Source organism: Pseudomonas sp. G3-39 (genome assembly GCF_054790485.1).
The window spans coordinates 1,219,678-1,242,697 of record NZ_CP186497.1; the positions used below are offsets into that span (position 1 = coordinate 1,219,678).

The following is a 23,020-nucleotide window of genomic DNA, read 5'->3' on the forward strand; positions in this document are numbered from 1 at the left end:
CTCTGGAACACCACCATGAAGATCACCCCGATCCTCACGCAGCTGCGTGGGCAATGCCCAAGCCTTGCCGATCACATTGCGGTGGGTGTCGATCTGGCGTTGCTGCAAGGCAACGCTGATCTGCCGACACCCTCGGCCCATGTGCTGCCGCTGGCCGATGTGGCCAGCAACAGCACCGCACAAAACCTCACCGCCCAACCGATCCGCGACCGCTTCGAAATCGTCTTGGCGCTCGACGCCAGCGACAGCACAAAAGCGCTGGATCTGTTGCACGACCTGCGCGCCGAACTGTGGCGCGCGCTGGTGGGATTCAAGCCGGGAAATGACTACAGCGCCATCGTCTACGACGGCGGCGAGATGGTCTCGATCAACAGCAGCCGGGCCTTCTATCGGCTGCGCTTTTTTACCGAGTTCCAGCTCGGCCGCAATCTGCCGAGTCAGCCTGCGGAGAGTTGGCACGAACGTGAACTGGACGGTTTGTCGTCCTTTACCGGGGTCACCGTGCGGGTCGATGCGATCGACCCGGCCGACCCCAATCTGAAACACCCGGGCCCTGACGGGCGCGTGGAACTGACTTTCTCTGGAGACGTAACCCCATGAGCAATCGCATCACCGTACTGCCGGCCGCTGGCCGTGCCGTGCCTGACCCGGAAGCGGGCGATCTGCTGCCCAAAGAAGGCCGTGAAGTGCTGGACAGCGCCTGGTGGCGCCGACGTCTGGCCGACGGCGATATCACTCTCAAAACCGTAAAAGTCAAAGCACAGGGAGCCAAATAATGGCGATCGGATTCAGCAACATCCCTGCGGACATTCGTGTACCGCTGTTCTATGCCGAAATGGACAACTCGGCCGCCAATAGCGCGACTTCGGCCATGCGCCGTTTGATCGTCGCTCAGGTCAACGACAACATCGCCCCGACTGAAGTCGGCAAACTGGTGCTGGTCTCCAGCGTCGCGCTGGCAAAAAGCATCGGCGGTCAGGGCTCGATGCTCGCCTCGATGTACGAGACCTTCCGCAAGGCCGACCCGATCGGCGAGATCTGGTGCCTGCCGCTGCACAACACTGAAGGCGCCATCGCCAAAGGCGTGCTGACCCTGACTGGCACTGCGACTCAGGCTGGCGTGCTCAACCTGTACGTCGCTGGTGTGCGTGTGCAGGCCACCGTGGTCAACGGTGCCACCGCTGCTCAAGCGGCTACCGCACTGGCACAGAAAATCAACGCCACCGCCGATCTGCCGGTGAGCGCGGCGGCTGCAGAAGGTGTGGTCACCCTGACCGCCAAATGGACCGGCGACAGCGGTAACGACATCAGCCTGCAGTTCAATCGCCTGGGCAAGAGCAACGGCGAAGAAACCCCGGCCGGCCTGACCACCGCGATCACCGCCATGACCGGCGGCGCCGGTGTACCGGACCAGGTCGCAGCCGTGGCTGCACTGGGCGACGAGCCGTTCGAGTTCATCGCTCTGCCGTGGTCGGATCTGTCGACCCTCAATACCTGGCAAGCAGTGATGGATGACAGCACCGGTCGCTGGTCCTGGGCCAAGCAACTGTTCGGTCACGTCTACAGCGCCAAGCGCGGCACCGTCGGTACGCTGGTCGCTGCTGGTCAGGCACGTAACGATCAGCACATGACCATTCAGGCGCTGGAGCCGGGCGTACCGCAACCGTTCTGGGTACAAGCTGCCGCATTGGCTGCGCGCACCGCGGTGTTCATCTCCGCCGATGCCAGCCGTCCGACCCAAAGCGGCAGCCTGCCGGGTGTTGATCCGGCGCCGGCCAGCGAGCGTTTCACCCTGACCGAGCGTCAGTCGCTGCTCAACTACGGCATTGCCACCGCGTACTACGAAGGCGGTTACGTGCGCATTCAGCGTTCGATCACCACCTACCAGAAGAACGCTTACGGTCAGGCCGACAACTCCTACCTGGACAGCGAAACCATGCACCAGTCGGCGTTCATCGTGCGTCGTCTGCAAAGCGTGATCACCAGCAAATACGGTCGCCACAAACTGGCCTCCGATGGCACCCGTTTCGGCGCCGGTCAGCCGATCGTCACCCCGGCGACCATTCGCGGCGAGCTGATCGCGCAGTACGCCAAGCTGGAACTGGAAGGCCACGTGGAGAACGCCGAGCTGTTCGCCGAGCACCTGATCGTCGAGCGCGACGTACAGGATCCGAGCCGCGTGAACGTGCTGTTCCCGCCGGATTACATCAACGGTCTGCGCGTGTTCGCACTGCTCAACCAGTTCCGTCTGCAATACGACGACGCGGCTTGATCGCCGCGTTTGGCCGTAAGCATTCAGCCCACTCCGGTGGGCTTTTTTATTTGAAGGGAGTAACACCATGGGTCAAGTGATTGCAGGCACCTGCTACGTCAAAGTCGACGGTGCACAACTGACTATCAACGGCGGCTGCGAAGCCCCGCTGATGGCCGTCAAACGCGAAACCGTCGTACCGGGTTTCTACAAGGAAACCGACGTCGCGCCGTCGTTCAAAGTGACCGCGCTGCACACCGCCGACTTCCCGCTGAAGAAGCTGATCGAAGGCACCGACATCACCGTTACCTGCGAATTCAGCAACGGCAAAGTCTACGTGCTGGCCGGTGCCTATCTGGTCGAAGAGCCGGTTTCCAAGGGCGATGACGCCACCATCGAACTGAAATTCGAAGGCATCAAGGGGACCTGGCAATGAGCGGCGCCGTGAAGCTTCAGGTTGCGATCGAAGCTCACGGCGAGCCCCTGACCGAACTCGTCCTGCGCCGTCCGACGGTGCAGGAAGTGCGAGCGATCAAGGCGCTGCCGTACAAGATCGACAAAAGCGAAGAAGTCAGCCTCGACATGGACGTGGCGGCCAAATACATCGCCGTGTGCGCCGGCATCCCGCCGTCGTCGGTCAACCAGCTCGATCTGGCTGACCTCAACGCGCTGAGCTGGGCCGTTGCGAGTTTTTTCATGAGTGCGGCGTCGGAGCCATCACCGACCTGATCGCAGTCGCCTATGACCTGGCCTGGTTCTGGAAGGTTGACCCCGAACAGATGATGGCCAGGCCACTGGATGTGCTCCGCGAATCGCTGGAGCACGCGCAACGGATCAATGCGATGCAGCAGGTGCAGTGATGGCGAATACAAATTTGAGCCTGATCCCGCAGAACTTTCCCGTCACGGTCAACATGCTCGTGGTGCTCAAGGGCGCCGAGAAAATGGAGACCGAGATGAAGGGGCTGCGCGGCAAGGTCGCAGCATTCAAGAAAAGCATGGAAGACAGCGGCCTCGAGCCGCTGGACGTGGCCGGCTTCATTGCCGAAGGTGGTTTGCTCAAGCCGTTTCAGGACGGCATCAAAAAAGCCATCGAAGCGCAGGATGCGCTGGCGAAGAAAGCCAGGGCACTCAAGGGCCTTAAAGTGCCGAAGGTGGTCCAGGGGGAAACCTCGGCCAACCTGGAAAAATTCAACAAGGCGCTGGATAACATCTCGCTGAAAATCGGTCAGGCGTTGTTGCCGGCGGTTAACGGCATCGTCACGGCGCTGACACCGGTGATGACTTCGATTGGCCAGTTTGTCGCCAACAATCCGTATCTGGTCGAAGGGCTGGCGGCCGCTGCCGTAGCGTTTACGGTGGTCACGGTCGGGGCGATGGGGCTGGTCGCGGTGCTGGGGATTCTGACCTCGCCCATCGGGCTGATTGCGGCGGCTATCGCGGCAGCGGTGGCCATCATCGTGATTGGCGCACGGTTGATTACCAATAACTGGGCGTCGATTTCCGGATTCTTCGGCAGGATGTGGGACTACGTTTCGACGAAATTCAACGCTGGAGTTGCGGCGACCACGCAGGCAATCGAATCGATGGGCGCATTGATCAGCAAAACGTGGGGAGAGATCAGCGCGGAATTTTTTGCCGGCGTCGACAGCGTCGTCAATATTTACAACGGCTTGGTATCGAAAGCGCAGGCAGCCACTGACAAGCTCGCGGCGGCCTTCGACTTCTCGCCGAGTGAGCTGTGGAACAAGGCGTTGGCGAAAGCCAGCAGCGTTGTCAGTGATTTCTTCGCCAGCACCATGGCGAATGCACAAGCAGGGATCGACAAGCTCAGGGCGAAGTTCGATTTCTCACCGCGTGAGGTGTGGAACAAGGCGTTGGCGAAGGCCAGTAGCGTTGTCAGTGATTTCTTCGCTGGCACCATGGCGGATGCGCAAGCGGGTATCGACAGGCTCAGGGCGAAATTCGATTTCTCGCCGAGTGAAGTGATGAGCAAGGCTTTTGCAACCGCGAGCAATGTCGTCAGTGATTTCTTCGCTGGCGCCCAGGCCAAAGCTGCTGCCGGTGTGGACGCGCTCAAGGCGAAGTTCAGTTGGTCGCCAGTGCAGACGATTACTGACGCCTGGGGTTCGCTGAGCAATGTGTTTGGCAATCTTGTTGGCGGTGTTGCCGATAACGCCGCGGCGCAGTGGGAGCAGGTTAAATCGATCTTCACGCAATCGCCGGTGGCGATGATTGAATCGGCATGGCAACCCTTGGCGCCGGTTTTTTCCGCGCTGTGGGACGTACTCAGGGCTGGAGCCCAGCCGTTGAAAGACGAGTTTCAAAACCTGTTTGGCAGCGCGCCTGTGGAAGCGGTCATGGCGAAGTGGAATGGCGTGAGCGCTTACTTCTCCGGTCTGTGGGCATCGTTGACCACGGATGCACAAGTGGTGAAGAGCATCTTCGGCGATCTGTTCAGCCAGTCGCCGCTGGAGTCGATCCAGCAGAAATGGCAGCCGGTACTGACCTGGTTCAGCGACATGTGGACAAACCTGCAAGGGATTTTCGGGCAGCTTAAAGAACTGTTCGGTGGCAATTTCTCCGGTGTCTTTGCAACCCTCACCGGTACTGCCCCGGCAGCGCCTGCCGGTGCCCCGAAGTTAAGCAGTTCGCTGCCACAAACCTCCAGCGCCCTGATCCAGCAGAGCGCTGCCAACAACCGTACGCAACTCGAAGGCGGCCTGACCGTGCGCTTCGAAAATGCACCGGCGGGGCTGCGCACCGATCAACCACAAACCAATCAACCGGGCCTGGCGCTGTCTTCGCGCATCGGCTATCGCTCGCTGTCGGCAGGAGGTTCCAATGAACTGGCGTGACCGCTTGTTGCCGGCATCGTTTCGCGGTGTCGGATTCTGGATCGATCAGGCGAAAACTCCGGTCGGTCGCAAAGGTCAGTTGCACGAATACCCGCAACGCGACCTGCCGTATTTCGAGGATCTCGGCCAGCAGGCCAAGACCCACGACATCACGGCGTTCATCATCGGCGCCGATTGCCTGGAGCAGCGCGACAAGCTGCTCAAGGCCCTGGAGGCGGGCAGTGGTGAACTGGTGCATCCGTGGCTCGGACGCCTGCAAGTCAAGGTCGGCGAATGCGACATGACCCACACCCGCCAGGACGGCGGGCTGGTGACGTTCAGTCTGAAGTTTTACCCGGACCGGCCGTTGCCGTTTCCGACCGCTACCGTCAGTACGCAAAAAGTTCTGTTGGCCAAGGCTGACACTTTGTTGGGTTCTGCGGTGGCGCGCTTTGAGCAGGCGATGACGTTGATCAAGGCTGCGCGGATCGGCATCGCCAATCTGCGCAACAGCCTGACCGGCGTGTATGAGGTGATCAAAGAGCAGCTCAAACCGCTGATCGAGCAGTATCGGCAGATCACCGAACTGGTCAAAGCGGTCAAGGAGTTGCCCAAGGAAGTGGCGGCGGAGTTCAAAGGCTTGCTCGGCGATATCAAGGAACTCAAGGCATTCGCGAAGGAGGGCTACCGTGGCGTGATTGCCGACGTGTCCCAACAACTCGAAGCCATCCGCAAGGCTGATGCGCCGAAGATCACCACCGGCAAGGACACCAACGCGGCGGCACAAGCCATGGCCGATCTGGTGCAGGACACGGTGCTGGTCAAAGTCGCGCAATGGGTGGCATCGATGCCGGTGGCGACAAGCCCGGTGAAACTGTCATCGACACCTACGGTAGGGCAGCAGGCGACGAGCCCGGTAACGCGCCAGGAAGTCCCGGTCAGTGACGACATGCAGGCATTGCGTGACGCCGTGGCGGTGGCGATCAACCCGATGCTGGACAAGGCCGACCCGGTGCACTACCAGGCCATCAGCGATGTGAAAGAGGCGCTGCTTGCGCACCTCAAGGCCGTCGCGTCGTCGGGTGTGCGGCAAGTCAGCAAGTCGTTCCAGGAAAGCTTTCCGGCACTGGTGGTGGCCTACAAGTACCTTGGCGATGCGACGCGGGTCACGGAAATCACTCAACGCAACGGGATCACCCATCCTGGTTTCTCACCCAACGAAGTGAAAGTCTCCGGGGAGTAAACCATGAGCGAGATAGACAACCATGTCACGCTGACCGTCAACAACATGGAATACGGTGGCTGGAAAAGTGTGGAAATCACCGCCGATCTTGAGCGCCAGTTCCGCACCTTCAAACTCGACATCACCTGGCAGTGGCCGGGGCAGACGGTGGATCAACGGATCAAACCGGGTGACCCGTGCGAAGTGAAAATTGGCCAGGACCTGGTGCTCACCGGCTACGTGTTCAAGGCGCCGATCAGTTATGACGGACGCCAGATCAGCTTGAGTATCGAGGGCAGTTCCAAGACTCAGGATCTGGTCGATTGCGCAGCCACCAACCGGCCGAACCAATGGCAGGAGCAACCGCTGCTGAGCATCGTCCAGGCTCTGGCGGCGGAATACTCGCTGTACGTGGTCAACGAAATTCCCGAGACCGCGCGGCTCGCCAAACACACCATCGTGCCGGGCGAAACAGTGTTCCAGTCGATCGACCGATTGCTCTCGCTGTTCCGGGTGTTTTCCACCGATGACGAGCAGGGCCGGCTGGTGCTGGCCAAGCCCGGTAGTGGTGGTCGGGCCAGTGACGCGCTGGAGTTGGGCAAGAACATTCTGTCGGCGAACGCGCCGATGGATCAGAGCCAGGTGTTTTCTGAATACCGAGTGATCGGTCAGCAGAAAGGCTCGGACAAGAAGAGCGGGGCGGCCGTCAGCGAGGTTCAATCCAGCGCGGCTGATCTGAGCTTCAAGCGCCGCCGCACCACGATCATCAACGAGGGCACCGCACTGACGTTCGAGTTGGCCCAGCAACGCGCCCAATGGGAAAGCGCCACCCGCATGGGCCGGGCGCAGACCACCACCTATCAGGTGCAGGGCTGGCGTCAGGCCAATGGCGATCTGTGGCGCCACAACACGCTGGTGAAGGTCACGGATCCGGTACTCGGCTTTGACGGCGACATGCTGATCTCCAAAGTCACGTATTCGCTCTCGGCGCAGGGCTCGGTGACCACGCTGCAAGTGGCGCCACCGCATACCTTCGATCCTGATCCCATCCCCCCGAAAAAATCTTAGGCCTGACACCGCCCCTGTAGGAGTGAGCCTGCTCGCGATAGCGGTAGACCGGCCACTGAAAGGTCGACTGCACTGACGCCATCGCGAGCAGGCTCACTCCTACAGTTGACCGCGTCGTGCCCATCTTTTGAAGGACAATTCATGAGCCTACTGACACGCCTACTGGCGCGCGGCACTGTCGTGCTCGCCCATTCGGCATCCAAGCTGCAATCGCTGCAAATGCGCCTCACCGCCGGCGAGGTGAACGACGACATGGAGCACTTCGAACCCTATGGTTTCACCAGCAACCCGCTGGCCGGCGCCGAAGGCATCGTCACGTTTCTCGGCGGTGACCGGTCTCACGCCATCGCCCTGGTGGTCGCCGACCGCCGCTATCGCTTGCAGTCGCTGGCCTCTGGCGAAGTGGCGATCTACACCGACGAGGGCGACAAAATTCACTTCAAGCGCGGGCGGATCATCGACATCGAAACCGCCACCCTGAACATCCGCGCCAGCAGCGCGGTGAACTTCGACACGCCGGTGATCAACCAGACCGGCAAGATCGTTTCCACGGGCGATCAACTCGCCGGCGGCATCAGCCAGATCAAACACGTGCACGTTGGCGTACAGGCCGGCAGCGGCCAGACCGGTGCGCCGGCAGGAGGCCAATGATGTTCATCAGCCAGAACCTCTACGCCGCACTGACCCGTGCCGTGCTCATCAGCCTGTTCACCTGGCGCCGCGCCGCCGATGACGACGCCCTCGACGACGAGGAGCGCTTCGGCTGGTGGGGCGACAGCTTTCCCACCGTCGCCGACGATCGCATCGGTTCGCGGCTGTGGCTTTTGCGTCGGGTCAAGCTGACCCGACAGACCCAGATGGACGCCGAGTTCTATGCCCGCGAAGCCCTGCAATGGCTGATCGACGACGGCCACTGCAGCGCCATCGACATCATCAGCGAACGCCTCGACGCCCAGCGCCTGAACCTGCGCACGGTCCTGACCCTGGCCGATGGCGAACGTCTGGACATCAACCCCGATAACAGTTGGCAGGTGATCTATGCCGTTTGAAACCCCTTCGCTGCCGGTGCTGATCAAGCGCACCCAAAGCGACCTGGCCGGCGATTCGCTGCGCCAGTCCGATGCGCAAGTGCTGGCCCGCACCCTCGGTGGCGCCGCCTATGGCCTGTACGGTTATCTCGACTGGATTGCCGAGCAGATCCTGCCGGACAAGGCCGACGAATCGACCCTGGAACGCATCGCCGCGCTGCGCCTGAACCAGCCACGCAAACCGGCGCAAGTCGCCACCGGCAGCGTCAGTTTTACCGCGACCGCCGGTGCGGTGCTGGATGTCGACACGCTGCTGCAAGCGAGCGATGGCCGTACCTACAAGGTCACCACCGCGCGCACCACCGTCAATGGCAGCAACACCACCACCGTCGCGGCGCTGGATGCTGGCAGCTTGGGCAATGCCGACACCGGTCTGGCGCTGAACCCGGTGCAGCCGATCGCCGGTGTCGTCGGCAATAGCTTCGTGGTGCTCGCGCCCGGCCTCAGTGGTGGTGTAGCGCGGGAAAGTCTGGAGTCGTTGCGCTCGCGGGTGATCCGCTCTTATCGCGTGATCCCCCATGGCGGTTCGGCCAGCGACTACGAGACCTGGGCGCTGGAAGTGCCGGGTGTGACGCGGGCCTGGTGCCGTGGCGGCCTGCTCGGGCCAGGCACAGTGACGGTGTTCATCATGCGTGACGAAGACCCGCAACCGGTGCCCAACGATGAGCAATTGGCGGAGGTTCAGGAGTACATCGAACCGCTGCGTCCGGTGACGGCGGAAGTACACGTGCAGCGGCCGATTCAGGTGCCGGTGGTGTATCGCTTCAAGAGCGTCAACCCGGACACCACTGCTGTGCGCGCCGCCGTTGAAGCGCAACTGCGCGACCTGCACAACCGCGAGGCCGATCTGGGTGTGCCGCTGCTGATCAGCCATATCCGCGAAGCCATCAGCAGCGCCGGCGGTGAGTACGATCACACGCTGACCGCGCCGGCCGCTGACGTGCCTGCCGGGCAAAGCGAACTGCTGACCTTCGGAGGCTGCGTATGGGGGGCATAAGAACCGCCGCGCAATATCAGGCGCAGCTGCGCGCCTTGCTGCCGACCGGCCCGGCGTGGGACCCGGAACGCGTCCCGGAACTTGAGGAAGTGCTGCAAGGCGTGGCCGTCGAACTGGCGCGCCTCGACGCCCGCGCTGCCGACCTGCTCAACGAGATGGACCCGGCCGGCGTCAGCGAACTGGTGCCGGACTGGGAACGGGTGATGGAGCTGCCCGACCCGTGCCTGGGCGCCACGCCGCTGTTCGACGACCGCCGCCTCGCCGTACGCCGGCGCTTGCTCGCGGTCGGCAGCCAGGCTGTCGGTTACTACCTCGACATCGCCAAAAGCCAGGGCTACCCCAACGCCAGCATCACCGAACACGAAGCCCCACGCATGGGCCGCTCGCGTTTCGGCGCAGCGCACTGGGGCACCTGGGAAGCGCAGTTCATGTGGACCCTCAACACCGGCGGCCGCCTGCTGCTCGGCCGGCGCTTTGGCGCGAGCTACTGGGGCGAGCGTTTTGGCGTCAACCCCGGCTCGGCGCTTGAGTGCCTGATCCACCGCAGTGCGCCGGCGCATACCAAAGTGCACATCAATTATGACTAGGGAGGAATGACGGGATGGATTATCCGAAGAGTGTGCCCAGTGCCGGTCTGGTGAATGGGAAATTTGTCGATGAAAACCCGCTGACCGGGACGCCGGGGTCGCTGATTCCGGCGCGATGGGGCAACAGCGTTACCGATGAAATCATCAACGCGATCACTGCCGCCGGACTTGTGCCTGACGAGGGTAACAGCACGCAACTGAGATTGGCGATTTCGACGATTGTCGAGAAGAACAAAAATGATTCTTTGGCGAGCAAGGATGAGGCCGAAGCAGGTACCAGCAGCAGCCGTCTGATGACGCCGCAGCGCGTTTTCCAAGCGATCGAAAAGAAAGTGGTTCAAGCCACTGAAACGGTTTTAGGCTGGGCGCGGATCGCGACCCAAAGCCAAGTCAATGCGGGGACTGACGACACCGCCATCGTCACACCGAAAAAGCTCCGGTTTGGTGTTTCCTACAGCATTGGCGCGAACGGCTATATCGCCTTTCCGAGTTGGTTGGGGGGCTTCATGATCCAGTGGGTCCTGATCACCATTGCTGCAGATAAAACCTATGCTGCCCAACCTTGGCCGGTGGCTTTCAAGACCCAGTGTGCCGCTACTTGGGCGAGTTATTCGCACGGCGGAAACGCACCCTATTTCGATATCACCACTCCACCCTTGGTGACCTATTTTGATTCTAGCCAGGTGCAGGTTTTGAGTAATTCCGGTGGCACCGGTTTTGTCACTGTGCTGGGAGTGGGGAACTGAAATGAAACGTTTCTATAGCTGCACCACTGGCAACACTTATTTGTCGGGCTATCACACGAGCCTCCCGGGCGATGCCGTTGAAATTGACGACGAGCGTTACGAGTCGGTTATTGCTAACCCTGCAGCCGGAACCGAGCGGTCCCATGACGAGCAAGGTCTGCCGATACTGATCGAGTCGACGCCCCTTTCAGGCGAGCAAGCGCTGATCGAAGCAAAGGCATGGCGCGACAAGGAATTTGATCGCGTGGTCTGGTTGCGTGACCGCCATCGGGACGAAGTGGAATTGATAAAAGCCACCACGCTATCCGACTCTGAATATCTGACCCTGCTGAATTACCTGCAGGCGCTACGCAAGTGGCCCCAGGCGAAGAAATTCCCCTCCAAACGCTCTCGACCGAAAAAGCCTGCCTGGATGACTGCCGAGTGAATGGATGCTGCATCGTCGGCATCGCCCATCAATGTTCCAGGTAAAGGAAAGTTAACTATGGATTATCCAAAAAGCGTCCCCAGCGTCGGCCTGGTCGATGGCCGCTTTGTCGATGAAAACCCGGTGGCGGGAACCCCGGGTTCGTTGATTCCGGCGGTGTGGGGCAACAGCGTGACTCAGGAGATCCTGAGTGTGATTAACGGCGGCGGGTTGGTGGCTTCTGAAGCCGATACCGGGCAGTTGTACAAGGCGATTCAGTCGATCATCGGCAGAGCGAGCCCGATGCGTTCGGTCATCACCCGACTGGCCGCATCGAAAACCCTGACCGAAGCCGAGCTTGGCCTGGTGCTGATCGACGGCAGCCCGGGGCCAGTGACCTTGCTGCTGCCACCGGCCAACGCCGCCCTCGGTGTGCGCGACGTGATTGTTCGGCGGGTGGACAACAGCGGTAATCGCATGGTCATCCAGGCGTCCGGTACCGACGGGATTCGTTTTCACACCCATCTGTCGGCCAGCGGTTATCCGTTCTTCGTATTGATGGGCGGCGGTGACTGGTGGCATTTGCGCAGTGATGGGGCGGGGAGTTGGTGGCCGGTCGGTCGTTTCGACAATACGCCATTGGGGCGGCCGTTTTTCGAGACGACCCTGATGCTCAGTCCCGGCGGATACGGTGCATTGAACGGCACCGTGATGAAACGCGCGGAATGGCCGTGGCTGTGGGATCACGCACAGCAATCGGGAATGCTGGAGACTGAAGCCTTACGCGTGGGCTCCGAGGGGAAATGGACCACGGGTGACGGTGCGACGACCTTTCGTGGCCCTGAAGGGCGAGGGGAGTTCCTGCGGGTTCTGGATGAGGGTCGTGGTGTGGATGCCGGGCGTGCGATGGGCACTTTTCAGACTGGATCGACGCATTCGTATGCGCAAGGTGCCAATGGCGGAGGCGCTGTTGGCGCGTACTGGTCAGATAGCTTGACCAGTTTTGGCGCGGATACCCGGGAAGAACCGCAATACGTGACGGGATTGATCAATGGTGGTCCGACTTTTCCGGTTAATACCACTTACCAGAGGGATACCGCAGCAACATTGCTCTACGCCTTCAAATCCCGCCCGCGCAACATCGCCTATCCCGGCCGCATCAAACTCATCTGAGGCACTTTATGTTCAATTATCTATTTGATGGCTCGGGCGCTCTGTCCGGGCCTGTCGAGTTCATTGTCACGCCGGGCATTGGCATCCAGTTACCCGGTAATGCTGTTGAGCTGGCGTACGAATTGCCTGAGCCGGAAACCGGCCGTAGCTGGGCACTGATCAACGGCGTACCGCGTGAGGTGATCGATCGCCGTGGCGTGGTTTATCGCAAGGAAGGCGGTGCGCAGCAGATTTGGACCGACCTGGGTGAGTTGCCGGATACCCTGACCGCACAGCCATGGCCAGGTGAATTCCACATCTGGCGCGACAACGCCTGGGTGCTGGATGAGCAGGCTCGTTTGGCGAGCATCAGACAGCAATGTCTCGGCAAGCGCGACGCACTGCTGCGCGACGCCGTCCTGCGCATCGCCCCGCTGCAATACGCCGAGGATATTGGCGATGCCAACCATGACGAACAACTGCTGCTGATCGAATGGAAGCTCTACAGCGTCGAGCTGAACCGGATCGAAAAACAGGCTGGTTTTCCTGACGAAATTACCTGGCCGGTTGCGCCCGAATCAGCAGTAAACACCTGACTCACACATAAGGAAAAGTACCGTGGACTACCCAAACAGTGTCCCTAGTGCCGGCCTGGTCAACGGCCGGTTTGTCGATGAAGACCCGCTGACCGGCAAGCCGGGCTCGTTGATTCCGGCGAAATGGGGCAACAGCGTTACCCAAGAGTTGTTGAATGTCATCAATGCTGGTGGCACCGCTCCGACGGAAGCGAAAGATGATCAGGTGCTAACCGCATTGCGCAGCAACAAGTTGTTTTTGACTGCACCACAGTTCTCCAATGATCAGTCGATGGCGACCACAGAGTTTGTTACGCGGGCGGGACTACAGTTCTCCGGTTTTGCTTCTTACGCCGCCAGCACGGTATTGAACGCAGCGAATATTGGCGGTGTCGCGAGTTTCTCCAGTGCCAGCGCGCTGACTGCGACGCTGCCGTCTACCAATGGTGTGGCCCATGCGAGCACGATTCACGTAATCAACGCGGGTACCGGCGTGTTGACCGTCAATCCTTCCGGTAACGATGGACTCCTTACCTGTAATGGCACATCCGGCCCACTGAAGTTGGGTATTGGTGACACTGCCTATCTGATCAAACTCACGGGACAGTGGCGCCTCTATGGCGGCTCGGTGAGTGATCGATATGCGTCGGCACACTCCGGTGTGTACGGCAACATTGGCTACCAGCGTTATGCCAGCGGCAATATCGATCAATGGGGTGTTGGCACGACGGATGCCAATGGCGATGTCAACGTCGTCTTTCCGATCTCTTTCCCTACCGCGTTTTCTTCGATCATCGCCATGCACGTAGGAGGCGATGGGGCGATGGTCGTCATGTACGCGAACTCTGCGTCGAAGCAGGGGTGCCGTCTGAAAGTTCGAAGCTACAGCGGCGAAGTGTCTGCAGGCTGGGGTATCAACTTCTTCGCAAAGGGTTATTAAATGAATCCGTTCAATGTCTTGTTCAGCGCCAGCACCCGTGGGGTTTATGTTCCCGCTATCAACTCATCGGATATTCCGGATGACGTCATTGAAATTCCCCAGACCTATTGGATCTCACTGCTGCAGCAACTGGCGGTGAGTGCAAAAGTGGTCGGTGTGCACGCGGATAACGGTTATCCGACTCTGGTTGATCCACCACCTTATTCGGCAGAAGAAGCGGCAGATGCTGAACGTAGCTGGCGTACAGCACAACTGGCTGCCACCGATGGTCTGGTTGCACGTGATCGTGATGAGCTTGAAGACGGTGGTGGCACGACGCTGACCAGCGAGCAATATGCCGAGCTGCAAACCTATCGCCGCGAATTGCGCGATTGGCCGCAGGGTTCTTTTTTTCCTTTCAGTGAGCATCGGCCTGTAGCGCCGCGTTGGTTGGCAAATGCGGTTTGAGCCGTAGAGGAAACATACATGGATTATCCAAAAAGTGTTCCCAGCGTCGGGCTGGTGAACGGCAAGTTCGTCAATGAAGATGTTGTCGCGGGATTGCCCGGATCGTTGATCCCGGCGACCTGGGGCAACAGCGTCACCGATGAGTTGTTGAACGTCGTCAAATCCGCCGGCCTTGAGCCAAGCGAAGCCGATGCAACCCAATTGTTGCAAGCGGTGCAAAAACTCAGTCAGGCAGGTGAAGACAAACATGCCACTGACATCGGCGCCGCCAATCTATACATGGCCAATTATGTGCCTCCCGTCACCGCATTGAAGGACGGCTTGGCGCTGCGCTTTACCGCCGGTAATGCCAATACCGGAGCGAGTACCTTTGCACCGAACGGGTTGATGCCCAAGCCGCTGGTAAATCTTGCATCGAGTGCATTGCGGCCTGCCGAGATTGTCGGCGGCAGTGTTTGTTCGGTGGTGTACAGCGCGGCGTTGGAAAGTTGGGTGCTGGTGTATGCCGGCGGTGGCAGTGGTGCCAGTGGGCGGTTGTTGAGTGTGAGGACGTTCACCTCGTCTGGCACTTATGTGCCGACGGTGGGGATGAAGAATGTGTTGGTGAAAGTTGTCGGCGGAGGGGGCGGGAGTGCAGGCATTGTTGGGACAACTGCTTCCCAGTATTCGCTTGCAGGTGGAGGGGCCTCTGGTAGTTACGCGGAAGCCTGGCTTTCGGCCGCAACGGTTGGAGCCAGTCAGATCGTCACGGTGGGCGTTGGTGGCGCCGCAGGTTTGATCGCATCCGACGCTGGAACGGGCGGAACCAGCTCCTTGGGATCGTTGGTTTCAGCGCCTGGCGGTGCTGGTTCGACCTCGTTGGGTTACACCAGCTTCCCAGGGACCGGTCTGTATGTTGGTGGGTATCCCGGCCAAGCTGCGAAAGGCGGGAACATCGTCAGCATGGCGGGTTCTGCCGGTTCGACAGGTATTTCCATCAATGCGTCGACCCTGGCCGGACATGGTGCCAACTCGCCCTTGGGCAATGGTGGTGTTGCCAGCAGTGCGCAGGGAGCAATCGCGGCCCCTGGTTCCGGGTTCGGTTCCGGAGCGGGCGGCATTGCCAACGCCCCCAGTCAATCTGGCAGACCGGGGGCTTCCGGTGCCCCTGGTGCAGTGATCATCTACGAGTACGCCTGATGAAAACCTACGCACGCATCGTCAACAACACTGTGGCCGAACTGTTCTCGACTGACGGCAACATGGCCAATATGTTCCATCCGGAACTGCTGTGGGTCGACATCACCGACGTGACACCGACACCGCAAATCGACTGGAACGCCAACTTCGGCACTCTCGGCTGGGTGTTCACGGCCCCCGAGGTCGCGGCCCCGAACAACACCCTGACAACTCTGGCAAAAAAATGGCTGGGGGGCGTTGTCCGCCAACCATGATTCAATCGGAGCTTCCAGGGAGGATCACGCATCATGCAAATAACTGAAGACAACCTTAAAACCATCATGCCCAACGCCCGCAGCCAAGCGGGCGTTTTTGTTTCTGCACTCAACAACGCAATGACTCGCCGCCATATCGACTCGCCCAAACGCATCGCCGCGTTCCTGGCGCAAGTCGGCCATGAGTCGGGGCAACTGCAATACGTGCGCGAGCTGGGCAACAACCAGTACCTGAGCAAATACGACACTGGCACGCTGGCGTTACGTCTGGGCAACACGCCCGAGGCCGACGGCGACGGGCAGAAGTACCGCGGTCGCGGGCTGATCCAGATCACCGGGCGCAGCAACTATCGGCAGTGCAGTCTCGGCCTGTTCGGCGATGAACGTCTGCTGTCCTTGCCGGAATTGCTTGAGCAACCGCAATGGGCAGCGGAATCGGCGGCATGGTTCTGGGAGCAGAACGGCCTGAACGATCTGGCCGACCGCGACCAGTTCAACAGCATCACCCGCCGAATCAACGGCGGGTTGAATGGCCTGCAGGATCGGCTCGACATCTGGGCGCGGGCGAGGGCGGTGCTATGTCCGTCTCCTGGCGTTTAACCGGCTTTTTGTTACTGACCTTGGGGGGCGCTGCGCTGGCCTGGCAGTTTCAGGACTGGCGTTACGGGCGACAACTCGCGGAGCAGGCGCGGTTAAACGCCGACACTCTCAATCAGCTGAATGTGGCCGCAGCCAGCGCGCAGCAGGTCGAGCAGGATAAACGTCTGGCCCTTGAGCAACGCCTCGCAGCCAGTGAACAAACCCACTATCGAGCACTCAGTGATGCCCAACGTGATCAGGATCGCCTGCGCGATCGTCTTGCCACTGCTGATTTGCGCCTGTCAGTCCTCATCGACGCTGGCGACGTTGCCCAAGGCTGCGGGGTGCCAGCCACCGCCGGCCCCGGCGGCGTGGATCATGCAGCCGTACGCGCCCGACTTGACCCGGCGCATGCTCAACGAATTATCGCCATCACCGACACCGGTGACCGCGGACTGATTGCCTTGCAGGCCTGTCAGGCCTATGTCAGAGCGCTGGCGCCCGAACATTTTGAATGAGTCTGTGTATTGAAAGCGCAACCGGGTCGTGTACGGTGGTAGTCATTCCATCCGATCCGGAGCGCACCGTGAAAGAGATCACTCAACTGGCTGCCGAGCTCGGCCGACGTTTGCAGTTGCTCAACGCCCACGTCACCACGGCCGAGTCGTGTACCGGTGGCGGAATTGCTGAAGCGATCACGCGGATTCCGGGGAGCTCGGCGTGGTTCGAGGCCGGTTACGTGACCTACTCCAACCGGCAGAAGACCCGGCAGCTGAATGTCCCCACCGAATTGTTCGGCACGGTGGGTGCGGTCAGTCGCGAAGTCGTCGAGGCGATGGTGCGTGGTGCGCAGAAGCACAGTCTGGCGCGGTTTGCCGTGGCGGTCAGCGGCGTGGCGGGGCCCGATGGCGGTACACCGAACAAACCGGTGGGCACGGTGTGGCTGGCCTGGGGCGTGGGCGATGCGGTTTCCAGTGAGGTTCAGCACTTCCCCGGCAACCGCGATGAAGTCCGCCGACAAACGGTGAAGGCCGCGCTAGAGGGGCTGTTGCGACTAGCGGCACGAGAAATCGAAAATCAGGGGTAGGCGATCCGCGAACGCTGTGGAATAATACTGGCTACTTATACAGGTGTTGGCCGTCAGGCCTTATTGATTACGTGAGGACTTTAATGGACGACAACAAGAAGAAAGCCTTGGCTGCGGCCCTGGGTCAGATCGAACGTCAATTCGGCAAGGGTGCCGTAATGCGTATGGGCGATCAGGACCGTCAGGCGATCCCGGCTATCTCCACCGGCTCTCTGGGTCTGGACATCGCACTCGGCATCGGCGGTCTGCCAAAAGGCCGTATCGTTGAAATCTACGGTCCTGAATCTTCCGGTAAAACCACACTGACACTGTCCGTGATCGCCCAGGCGCAAAAAGCCGGCGCGACCTGCGCATTCGTCGACGCCGAACACGCCCTCGACCCTGAGTACGCCGGCAAGCTGGGCGTCAACGTCGACGACCTGCTGGTGTCCCAGCCGGACACCGGCGAACAGGCACTGGAAATCACCGACATGTTGGTGCGCTCCAACGCAGTAGACGTGATCATCGTCGACTCGGTGGCGGCACTGGTACCGAAGGCTGAAATCGAAGGCGAAATGGGTGACATGCACGTGGGCCTGCAAGCCCGTCTGATGTCCCAGGCGCTGCGTAAAATCACCGGTAACATCAAGAACGCCAACTGCCTGGTGATCTTCATCAACCAGATCCGCATGAAGATCGGCGTGATGTTCGGCAGCCCGGAAACCACCACCGGTGGTAACGCGCTGAAGTTCTACGCCTCGGTCCGTCTCGACATCCGCCGTACCGGCGCGGTGAAGGAAGGCGACGAAGTGGTTGGCAGCGAAACCCGCGTCAAGGTTGTGAAGAACAAGGTGGCGTCGCCGTTCCGTCAGGCCGAGTTCCAGATCCTTTACGGCAAGGGCATCTACCTCAATGGCGAGATGATCGACCTGGGCGTGCTGCATGGTTTCGTCGAGAAATCCGGCGCCTGGTATGCCTATGAAGGCACCAAGATCGGTCAGGGCAAGGCCAACTCGGCCAAGTTCCTGGCAGACAACCCGGAAGTCGCTGCCAAGCTCGAGAAGCAGCTGCGTGACAAACTGCTGTCGCCAGCGGTGATCGCCGACTCCAAGGCTTCTGCGGTCAAAGAGACCGAAGACGACCTGGCTGACGCTGATATCTGATCGCAGCGATGACCACCGCTGTACTCGATACCCTCGTCGCGGTGCGGCGAACCGCCATGGACCTGCTCGCTCGACGCGAGCACGGTCGAGTCGAACTGACGCGTAAACTGCGTCAGCGCGGCGCTGAGGCGGAAATGATCGAAACAGCCCTCGACCGGTTGACGGAAGAGGGGCTGCTTTCCGAAGCCCGTTACCTTGAAAGCTTTGTTTCCTACCGTGCCCGCTCCGGCTATGGCCCTTTGCGCATTCGTGAAGAGCTGGGCCAACGGGGTTTGCAACGCGCCGATATCGAACTCGCCCTGCGTGAAAGCGGTATCGACTGGCAGGAGCAGCTTCGCGAGACGTGGCAACGCAAGTTCTCCGGACACTTGCCGATTGACGCCAAGGAGCGGGCCAAACAAGGCCGCTTCCTCGCCTATCGGGGTTTTTCGATGGAGATGATCAACCGCTTGTTCAGCGGCAGAAGCATGGACGATTAAATCGGTTTAAATAGAAACGGCCCGCTATGAAAATAGCCGGCCGTTTTTTTTTGCCTTCAAATTACCTTTGATGGCTCACGTGCACGTTGGGCGGTCTGCGGTTGGGTGTGAGCCCAGTTTTCGGGGAGGTTGATGTAATCCACCAGTTCCCTGAGACGGCCATGATTTCGGGCATTGAACGCGAAAGCCAGCCGCACCAGGTGGCTGTACTGCGCTTCGTCATGTTCCTCGCCGCTGTAAGCGTGTTGATGGAACTGGTCACTCAGGCACAGATCGGCGAAAGCCTCCTGCATATGCGCCATCGCCACGTCACTGAGCTTGTGATGCATACGAATCACGAACTGACGCTTGAGCCAGCGACTGGAGTGGAAGTTGCTGTAGAACTGGTTGATCTGCTCCACCGCCTCATCGACGTTATAGACCAGACGCATCAGTTTCAGGTCGGTGGGCAGGATGTAGTGGTTTTCTTCGAGTTGCTGGCGAATGAAGTCCAGGGCGCCTTGCCAGAATGTTCCGCCCGGCACATCGAGCAGCACCACTGGCACCAACGGGCTTTTGCCGGTCTGGATCAGCGTCAGTACTTCCAGTGCCTCGTCCAGGGTGCCGAACCCGCCAGGGCACAGCACCAGCGCATCGGCTTCCTTGACGAAGAACAGTTTGCGGGTGAAGAAAAAATGGAACGGCAGCAGATTGCCGGTGCCGTCCACAGTCGGGTTGGCATGCTGCTCGAAGGGCAGGGTGATGTTGAACCCGAGGCTGTGGTCACGCCCGGCGCCTTCGTGCGCGGCGGCCATGATCCCGCCACCCGCACCGGTGATGACCATCATGTCTGATCGCGTCAGGGCCGCGCCGAGTTCACGCGCCATTGCATACAGGGGGTGCTCGACCGGCGTGCGCGCCGAGCCGAATACCGTGACTTTGCGTCGTCCCTTGAATTGTTCCAGCACCCGGAACGCCTGCTCCAGTTCACGCAGGGCCTGCAGGGTGATCTTGGCGTTCCAGCGGTTGTGATCCTCTTGGGCCATGCGCAGCACGGTCAGGATCATGTCGCGATAAATCGGCAGGTTCGGGCTGTCGGGGGAAATCTGCTTGAGCTGTTCTTCGACCTTGCTGATGAGGTCGGGGCCGCTTTCCTGAAAATGTCGGCTGAGCAGGTCATTCGGTTGGTAAGGCATTCAACGTCTCCTTCTGCACAGAGCGGGTGGCCCTGACGTGCGGCGTCAGTGCCGCGCTGCAAAAACACACACACTCGGCAGCTCCTTTTTCTGCCGTGAACAGGTGATCGGGAATACTTTGAATCTAGACCCTTGCGAGCCATTGCGCTGAGTTGATCTTTACGCCGCGCAGGCTTTCCTGGCAACCGTTGCGGGCTGGCTGGCAATGAATATTCACCACTCGTCCGAACGTACGCCGTAGAGCAATCACTCTGATTTACTAACCTACAGGCACTGTACGACAGCTTTGAGTCGGCAACCGTACGCAGGGTGCGCGCTTTTCAAGGATTCGCGGGTAGCAGGCATGGAGGCGGGAGAGATGGCCAGAGTGGTTCTGGAAATCGATACGCAGTTGTATCGGATGCTGAAAGCATCAGCCGAGACCAATCAAGTGAGTCTCGAAGAGGAGTGCTGCCGTCGGTTGGCAGGTGGAGAACGGCGTTCTCGCTACTTGCAGGCCCTGGTGGCCGAATTGCGCGCCGAGGATGAACAACGGCGCGCCAATACCCGATGATTACTTCTTCTTCGCCGGGGCAGCTTTCGGGCAATCGGAATCCTGGTAGCTGGCCGAGCCGATGGCCTTGTTGGTTTTATATTCACTGAAGTCGTAACGCATGATCGCACCCTTGGCCATCAGCTTGCGGTACGACGGGTTATTGCACACCGAAGCACCCAGCTGGAAATACACGGCTTTTGGGTCAGCGCGCATCTTTTCGGCGTGGCTGGCCTGGACGCTCAGGTGGTTGATCAGGGTAACGCCCTCAACGGTGTAGCCCTGATCGAGAATGTCTTCATTGATCGCCCGCGGCGTGCCGACGCTGCTTTGCTCGGCGATGTTGCGCAGTTCTTTGTTCAGATTCTGCTCTTTCAAGGACGCCGCTTGTGCGCTGAAGGACAACGCCAGTGCGATGGCCGCGGTAGGAACGATAAGGCGCAGCATGAAACTCTCCTGATTCAGTGACTGGTGGTTCGACCAGCCCCGTGGCTGTGCGTTCAGTGGCGCCGGATTATAGGGGAGCCGGTCGGGACGGTACAGGTTTGCGCTCGTCGCTCTGGTAAACTGCCGCCCTTTATTGCCTTGCCGAGTGCTGTGTGTGTCGAGTTTTCCTGCCATAAGGCGTTGCCCGTGATCCATCATGCCCCCAACGCCGTAGCCCGCTTGCGTGACCAGCGCGAGGACGAAGGTATCAAGCCGATTCAGGCCCGTGGTTTTCGCTCCGAGCGTTGCCGCGACTGCCGGGTGATCATCAGCCACTGCCTGTGCGCTTGGCGGCCGACCGTCGAAACCCGTTCCGGTGTGTGTCTGATCATGACCGGCAAGGAAGTGTTCAAGCCGAGCAATACCGGCTGGCTGATCGCCGATGTGGTGCGCGACAACCACGCGTTCATCTGGTCGCGCACCGAGCCGGACCCGCGGATGCTGGCGCTGCTCAACGACCCGCAATGGCAGCCGTACCTTGTATTTCCCGGCGAATATGTAGAACCGTCGCGGGTGACCAACACCGTCGTGCCCGATAGCAGCAAGCGTCCGTTGTTCATCCTGCTGGATGCGACCTGGACCGAGGCGCGCAAGATTTTCCGCAAGAGTCCGTACTTCGACCGTTTGCCGATTCTCAGCCTGCTGCCCGACAGACTCTCGCGTTATCGCCTGCGCCGCTCGACCCGCAGCGAGCACCTGTGCACCGCCGAAGTCGCGGCTTTGTGCCTGGAACTGGCCGGGGACAGCGATGCAGCGTCGGCGCTGGACGCTTACTTCGATGTGTTCAGCCAGCACTATCTAGGCGCCAAACAACAGTTGCCGCTCAACGAGTCGACTCCGGCCCACGCCGAGCTCTTGCCTTATATACGAAAGCCGCAAGCGGTGTTGGCCCCATAGTGGCCCATACTTCACCCAGCGGCGGCCGTGCTGCTTGACCACCCCGGCTACGCTGGGCATGCTTGGCGCCGATTGGGGTGCGGCCAAGGTTTGAAACGCCGTGTTTGCTCGTGATTGGCGTTGAACGTGCCCCTGTGGATAGCGCTGTGCGGCGGTATCTCGAGTTGCTTTGGCGAGGCCCGAATGCGTCGGGTCTGCCATCAAAAAACAGGATCATTTGAAAAATGGCCACATACGACATCCTGATTGCCGATGATCACCCTCTGTTTCGTAGCGCGCTGCATCAAGCGGTGACACTGGGCCTTGGCCCTGATGTGCGACTGGTGGAGGTGGCGAGCATCGCCGAGCTGGAAGCGCGCCTGACCGAAAAATCCGACTGGGATCTGGTCCTGCTGGACCTGAACATGCCCGGCGCGTTCGGGTTTTCCGGTCTGGTCATGCTGCGCGGGCAGTACCCGCAGATTCCGGTGGTGATGGTCTCGGCCCAGGAAGAGGCTTCGGTCATGGTCAAGTCCCGGGAGTTCGGCGCCAGTGGCTTCATTCCCAAGTCCAGCGACCTGAATGTGATTCAGCAAGCTGTGCGCAAGGTGCTCGATGGCGATGTGTTCTGGCCCCCGCAGGCATTCGAAGCCGTCAGTGTTTCCGATGAAGCCAAAGCCGCCAGCGACGGCCTGGCCAGTCTCACCCCGCAGCAGTTCCGCGTACTGACCATGGTCTGTGAAGGCCTGCTCAACAAGCAGATTGCCTACGAGTTGAGCGTGTCCGAAGCGACCATCAAGGCCCACGTCACGGCGATCTTTCGCAAGTTGAATGTGCGCACCCGGACTCAGGCGGCATTACTTCTGCAACAACTTGAGTCAATTCCGAGCCAATAAAGGCTGGCGTCTTCACGCTT

Annotated in this window: 30 protein-coding genes; 28 read left to right on the plus strand and 2 right to left on the minus strand. The window is 60.2% G+C overall.

What is annotated here, in order from left to right; translation table 11 throughout:
* The first annotated feature begins 15 nt into the window (after positions 1-15).
* The 25 genes from ACOYXG_RS05430 to recX all read left to right on the plus strand — a co-directional run bounded on the left by ACOYXG_RS05430 (position 16) and on the right by recX (position 19,035).
* On the plus strand, positions 16-600 hold the full coding sequence (locus ACOYXG_RS05430; protein ID WP_460356343.1) for a phage tail terminator protein: 585 nt from the start codon (positions 16-18) through the stop codon (positions 598-600).
* The gene (locus tag ACOYXG_RS05435; protein WP_027611066.1) at positions 597-776 is read left to right on the plus strand and encodes a DUF2635 domain-containing protein; all 180 of its coding nucleotides are present in this window, start codon (positions 597-599) and stop codon (positions 774-776) included. Before ACOYXG_RS05430 ends, ACOYXG_RS05435 begins: the two co-directional genes overlap by 4 nt.
* Positions 776-2,272, plus strand: coding sequence for a phage tail sheath subtilisin-like domain-containing protein (locus tag ACOYXG_RS05440; RefSeq protein WP_041072261.1), 1,497 nt, complete (start codon positions 776-778; stop codon positions 2,270-2,272). Before ACOYXG_RS05435 ends, ACOYXG_RS05440 begins: the two co-directional genes overlap by 1 nt.
* A gap of 67 nt (positions 2,273-2,339) precedes the next feature.
* Positions 2,340-2,687 (plus strand): phage tail tube protein, encoded by a 348-nt coding sequence (locus ACOYXG_RS05445; protein WP_007964335.1) that lies wholly within the window; start codon positions 2,340-2,342, stop codon positions 2,685-2,687.
* The gene (locus ACOYXG_RS05450; protein WP_003222226.1) at positions 2,684-2,980 is read left to right on the plus strand and encodes a phage tail assembly protein; all 297 of its coding nucleotides are present in this window, start codon (positions 2,684-2,686) and stop codon (positions 2,978-2,980) included. Before ACOYXG_RS05445 ends, ACOYXG_RS05450 begins: the two co-directional genes overlap by 4 nt.
* Before the next feature lie 130 nt (positions 2,981-3,110).
* Positions 3,111-5,108: a phage tail tape measure protein gene (locus ACOYXG_RS05455; RefSeq protein ID WP_460356348.1), complete on the plus strand. Its 1,998-nt coding sequence runs from the start codon at positions 3,111-3,113 to the stop codon at positions 5,106-5,108.
* Positions 5,095-6,330, plus strand: coding sequence for a DNA circularization protein (locus ACOYXG_RS05460; protein ID WP_460356350.1), 1,236 nt, complete (start codon positions 5,095-5,097; stop codon positions 6,328-6,330). Before ACOYXG_RS05455 ends, ACOYXG_RS05460 begins: the two co-directional genes overlap by 14 nt.
* Before the next feature lie 3 nt (positions 6,331-6,333).
* Entirely contained in the window at positions 6,334-7,377 is a 1,044-nt protein-coding gene (locus ACOYXG_RS05465) for a phage baseplate assembly protein (protein ID WP_460356352.1), read from the plus strand.
* Between the two features lie 141 nt (positions 7,378-7,518).
* Complete coding sequence (locus tag ACOYXG_RS05470; RefSeq protein WP_460356354.1) at positions 7,519-8,028, plus strand: phage baseplate assembly protein V; 510 nt, start codon at positions 7,519-7,521, stop codon at positions 8,026-8,028.
* The gene (locus ACOYXG_RS05475) at positions 8,028-8,426 is read left to right on the plus strand and encodes a phage GP46 family protein (RefSeq protein ID WP_460358404.1); all 399 of its coding nucleotides are present in this window, start codon (positions 8,028-8,030) and stop codon (positions 8,424-8,426) included. Before ACOYXG_RS05470 ends, ACOYXG_RS05475 begins: the two co-directional genes overlap by 1 nt.
* Positions 8,416-9,462 carry a baseplate J/gp47 family protein gene (locus tag ACOYXG_RS05480; RefSeq protein ID WP_460356357.1) on the plus strand — a complete coding sequence of 349 codons (1,047 nt, stop codon included), beginning with the start codon at positions 8,416-8,418 and terminating at the stop codon, positions 9,460-9,462. Before ACOYXG_RS05475 ends, ACOYXG_RS05480 begins: the two co-directional genes overlap by 11 nt.
* Positions 9,450-10,049, plus strand: a complete 600-nt coding sequence (locus tag ACOYXG_RS05485; RefSeq protein ID WP_460356359.1) for a YmfQ family protein — start codon at positions 9,450-9,452, stop codon at positions 10,047-10,049. Before ACOYXG_RS05480 ends, ACOYXG_RS05485 begins: the two co-directional genes overlap by 13 nt.
* Positions 10,050-10,063: 14 nt before the next feature.
* Positions 10,064-10,795 (plus strand): hypothetical protein, encoded by a 732-nt coding sequence (locus ACOYXG_RS05490; protein ID WP_041072249.1) that lies wholly within the window; start codon positions 10,064-10,066, stop codon positions 10,793-10,795.
* A 1-nt stretch (position 10,796) separates the two neighbouring features.
* A complete protein-coding gene (locus tag ACOYXG_RS05495) occupies positions 10,797-11,222 on the plus strand; it encodes a tail fiber assembly protein (RefSeq protein WP_103367826.1) in 426 nt (141 codons plus the stop codon).
* 57 nt (positions 11,223-11,279) lie between these two features.
* Positions 11,280-12,374 carry a phage tail protein gene (locus ACOYXG_RS05500; RefSeq protein WP_460356362.1) on the plus strand — a complete coding sequence of 365 codons (1,095 nt, stop codon included), beginning with the start codon at positions 11,280-11,282 and terminating at the stop codon, positions 12,372-12,374.
* A gap of 8 nt (positions 12,375-12,382) precedes the next feature.
* Positions 12,383-12,949, plus strand: coding sequence for a tail fiber assembly protein (locus ACOYXG_RS05505; RefSeq protein ID WP_460356365.1), 567 nt, complete (start codon positions 12,383-12,385; stop codon positions 12,947-12,949).
* Between the two features lie 22 nt (positions 12,950-12,971).
* Positions 12,972-13,868 carry a gp53-like domain-containing protein gene (locus tag ACOYXG_RS05510; RefSeq protein ID WP_103367823.1) on the plus strand — a complete coding sequence of 299 codons (897 nt, stop codon included), beginning with the start codon at positions 12,972-12,974 and terminating at the stop codon, positions 13,866-13,868.
* Positions 13,869-14,315 carry a phage tail assembly chaperone gene (locus tag ACOYXG_RS05515; RefSeq protein WP_097086504.1) on the plus strand — a complete coding sequence of 149 codons (447 nt, stop codon included), beginning with the start codon at positions 13,869-13,871 and terminating at the stop codon, positions 14,313-14,315.
* Positions 14,316-14,333: 18 nt separating this feature from the next.
* Positions 14,334-15,494, plus strand: coding sequence for a glycine-rich domain-containing protein (locus ACOYXG_RS05520; protein WP_346651740.1), 1,161 nt, complete (start codon positions 14,334-14,336; stop codon positions 15,492-15,494).
* Positions 15,494-15,748, plus strand: a complete 255-nt coding sequence (locus ACOYXG_RS05525; RefSeq protein WP_103367821.1) for a hypothetical protein — start codon at positions 15,494-15,496, stop codon at positions 15,746-15,748. The genes ACOYXG_RS05520 and ACOYXG_RS05525 overlap by 1 nt, the downstream gene beginning before the upstream one ends.
* A gap of 33 nt (positions 15,749-15,781) precedes the next feature.
* Positions 15,782-16,348 (plus strand): glycoside hydrolase family 19 protein, encoded by a 567-nt coding sequence (locus ACOYXG_RS05530; protein WP_095138409.1) that lies wholly within the window; start codon positions 15,782-15,784, stop codon positions 16,346-16,348.
* The gene (locus ACOYXG_RS05535; protein ID WP_097086511.1) at positions 16,327-16,845 is read left to right on the plus strand and encodes a lysis system i-spanin subunit Rz; all 519 of its coding nucleotides are present in this window, start codon (positions 16,327-16,329) and stop codon (positions 16,843-16,845) included. Before ACOYXG_RS05530 ends, ACOYXG_RS05535 begins: the two co-directional genes overlap by 22 nt.
* Positions 16,846-16,913: 68 nt before the next feature.
* On the plus strand, positions 16,914-17,414 hold the full coding sequence (locus ACOYXG_RS05540) for a CinA family protein (RefSeq protein WP_096795871.1): 501 nt from the start codon (positions 16,914-16,916) through the stop codon (positions 17,412-17,414).
* 83 nt (positions 17,415-17,497) lie between these two features.
* Positions 17,498-18,556: a recombinase RecA gene (gene recA, locus ACOYXG_RS05545; RefSeq protein WP_003222269.1), complete on the plus strand. Its 1,059-nt coding sequence runs from the start codon at positions 17,498-17,500 to the stop codon at positions 18,554-18,556.
* Positions 18,557-18,564: 8 nt separating this feature from the next.
* Positions 18,565-19,035 (plus strand): recombination regulator RecX, encoded by a 471-nt coding sequence (gene recX / locus ACOYXG_RS05550; RefSeq protein WP_027611085.1) that lies wholly within the window; start codon positions 18,565-18,567, stop codon positions 19,033-19,035.
* A 56-nt stretch (positions 19,036-19,091) separates the two neighbouring features.
* On the opposite strand, the gene ACOYXG_RS05555 is transcribed toward recX, so the two are convergent.
* Positions 19,092-20,210 (minus strand): LOG family protein, encoded by a 1,119-nt coding sequence (locus ACOYXG_RS05555; RefSeq protein ID WP_097086513.1) that lies wholly within the window; start codon positions 20,208-20,210, stop codon positions 19,092-19,094.
* 358 nt (positions 20,211-20,568) lie between these two features.
* Here ACOYXG_RS05555 and ACOYXG_RS05560 point away from each other — a divergent pair, with 358 nt between their 5' ends.
* Positions 20,569-20,763, plus strand: a complete 195-nt coding sequence (locus ACOYXG_RS05560) for a hypothetical protein (protein ID WP_027611087.1) — start codon at positions 20,569-20,571, stop codon at positions 20,761-20,763.
* Here the strand turns inward: ACOYXG_RS05560 and ACOYXG_RS05565 are convergent, their stop codons facing one another.
* Positions 20,764-21,189: a PA3611 family quorum-sensing-regulated virulence factor gene (locus tag ACOYXG_RS05565; protein ID WP_027611088.1), complete on the minus strand. Its 426-nt coding sequence runs from the start codon at positions 21,187-21,189 to the stop codon at positions 20,764-20,766. It abuts the gene before it with no gap.
* Between the two features lie 189 nt (positions 21,190-21,378).
* Between ACOYXG_RS05565 and ACOYXG_RS05570 the strand changes: the two genes are divergently transcribed.
* Together ACOYXG_RS05570 and erdR are read left to right on the plus strand one after the other, a co-directional pair.
* Positions 21,379-22,125 (plus strand): tRNA-uridine aminocarboxypropyltransferase, encoded by a 747-nt coding sequence (locus tag ACOYXG_RS05570; RefSeq protein ID WP_177408950.1) that lies wholly within the window; start codon positions 21,379-21,381, stop codon positions 22,123-22,125.
* A 224-nt stretch (positions 22,126-22,349) separates the two neighbouring features.
* Positions 22,350-23,000: a response regulator transcription factor ErdR gene (erdR, locus tag ACOYXG_RS05575; RefSeq protein ID WP_027611090.1), complete on the plus strand. Its 651-nt coding sequence runs from the start codon at positions 22,350-22,352 to the stop codon at positions 22,998-23,000.
* The last annotated feature ends 20 nt before the right edge of the window (positions 23,001-23,020 follow it).

Coding starts and splice junctions, on each gene's coding strand:
- ACOYXG_RS05535 (WP_097086511.1), top strand. CDS start 16,327: ATGTCCGTCTCCTGGCGTTTAACCGGCTTTTTGTTACTGACCTTGGGG.
- ACOYXG_RS05460 (WP_460356350.1), top strand. CDS start 5,095: ATGAACTGGCGTGACCGCTTGTTGCCGGCATCGTTTCGCGGTGTCGGA.
- ACOYXG_RS05430 (WP_460356343.1), top strand. CDS start 16: ATGAAGATCACCCCGATCCTCACGCAGCTGCGTGGGCAATGCCCAAGC.
- ACOYXG_RS05465 (WP_460356352.1), top strand. CDS start 6,334: ATGAGCGAGATAGACAACCATGTCACGCTGACCGTCAACAACATGGAA.
- ACOYXG_RS05500 (WP_460356362.1), top strand. CDS start 11,280: ATGGATTATCCAAAAAGCGTCCCCAGCGTCGGCCTGGTCGATGGCCGC.
- ACOYXG_RS05455 (WP_460356348.1), top strand. CDS start 3,111: ATGGCGAATACAAATTTGAGCCTGATCCCGCAGAACTTTCCCGTCACG.
- ACOYXG_RS05495 (WP_103367826.1), top strand. CDS start 10,797: ATGAAACGTTTCTATAGCTGCACCACTGGCAACACTTATTTGTCGGGC.
- ACOYXG_RS05515 (WP_097086504.1), top strand. CDS start 13,869: ATGAATCCGTTCAATGTCTTGTTCAGCGCCAGCACCCGTGGGGTTTAT.
- ACOYXG_RS05485 (WP_460356359.1), top strand. CDS start 9,450: ATGGGGGGCATAAGAACCGCCGCGCAATATCAGGCGCAGCTGCGCGCC.
- ACOYXG_RS05450 (WP_003222226.1), top strand. CDS start 2,684: ATGAGCGGCGCCGTGAAGCTTCAGGTTGCGATCGAAGCTCACGGCGAG.
- ACOYXG_RS05470 (WP_460356354.1), top strand. CDS start 7,519: ATGAGCCTACTGACACGCCTACTGGCGCGCGGCACTGTCGTGCTCGCC.
- ACOYXG_RS05445 (WP_007964335.1), top strand. CDS start 2,340: ATGGGTCAAGTGATTGCAGGCACCTGCTACGTCAAAGTCGACGGTGCA.
- ACOYXG_RS05480 (WP_460356357.1), top strand. CDS start 8,416: ATGCCGTTTGAAACCCCTTCGCTGCCGGTGCTGATCAAGCGCACCCAA.
- ACOYXG_RS05525 (WP_103367821.1), top strand. CDS start 15,494: ATGAAAACCTACGCACGCATCGTCAACAACACTGTGGCCGAACTGTTC.
- ACOYXG_RS05440 (WP_041072261.1), top strand. CDS start 776: ATGGCGATCGGATTCAGCAACATCCCTGCGGACATTCGTGTACCGCTG.
- ACOYXG_RS05435 (WP_027611066.1), top strand. CDS start 597: ATGAGCAATCGCATCACCGTACTGCCGGCCGCTGGCCGTGCCGTGCCT.
- ACOYXG_RS05475 (WP_460358404.1), top strand. CDS start 8,028: ATGTTCATCAGCCAGAACCTCTACGCCGCACTGACCCGTGCCGTGCTC.
- ACOYXG_RS05520 (WP_346651740.1), top strand. CDS start 14,334: ATGGATTATCCAAAAAGTGTTCCCAGCGTCGGGCTGGTGAACGGCAAG.
- erdR (WP_027611090.1), top strand. CDS start 22,350: ATGGCCACATACGACATCCTGATTGCCGATGATCACCCTCTGTTTCGT.
- ACOYXG_RS05560 (WP_027611087.1), top strand. CDS start 20,569: ATGGCCAGAGTGGTTCTGGAAATCGATACGCAGTTGTATCGGATGCTG.
- ACOYXG_RS05505 (WP_460356365.1), top strand. CDS start 12,383: ATGTTCAATTATCTATTTGATGGCTCGGGCGCTCTGTCCGGGCCTGTC.
- recA (WP_003222269.1), top strand. CDS start 17,498: ATGGACGACAACAAGAAGAAAGCCTTGGCTGCGGCCCTGGGTCAGATC.
- ACOYXG_RS05530 (WP_095138409.1), top strand. CDS start 15,782: ATGCAAATAACTGAAGACAACCTTAAAACCATCATGCCCAACGCCCGC.
- ACOYXG_RS05490 (WP_041072249.1), top strand. CDS start 10,064: ATGGATTATCCGAAGAGTGTGCCCAGTGCCGGTCTGGTGAATGGGAAA.
- recX (WP_027611085.1), top strand. CDS start 18,565: ATGACCACCGCTGTACTCGATACCCTCGTCGCGGTGCGGCGAACCGCC.
- ACOYXG_RS05555 (WP_097086513.1), bottom strand. CDS start 20,210: ATGCCTTACCAACCGAATGACCTGCTCAGCCGACATTTTCAGGAAAGC.
- ACOYXG_RS05565 (WP_027611088.1), bottom strand. CDS start 21,189: ATGCTGCGCCTTATCGTTCCTACCGCGGCCATCGCACTGGCGTTGTCC.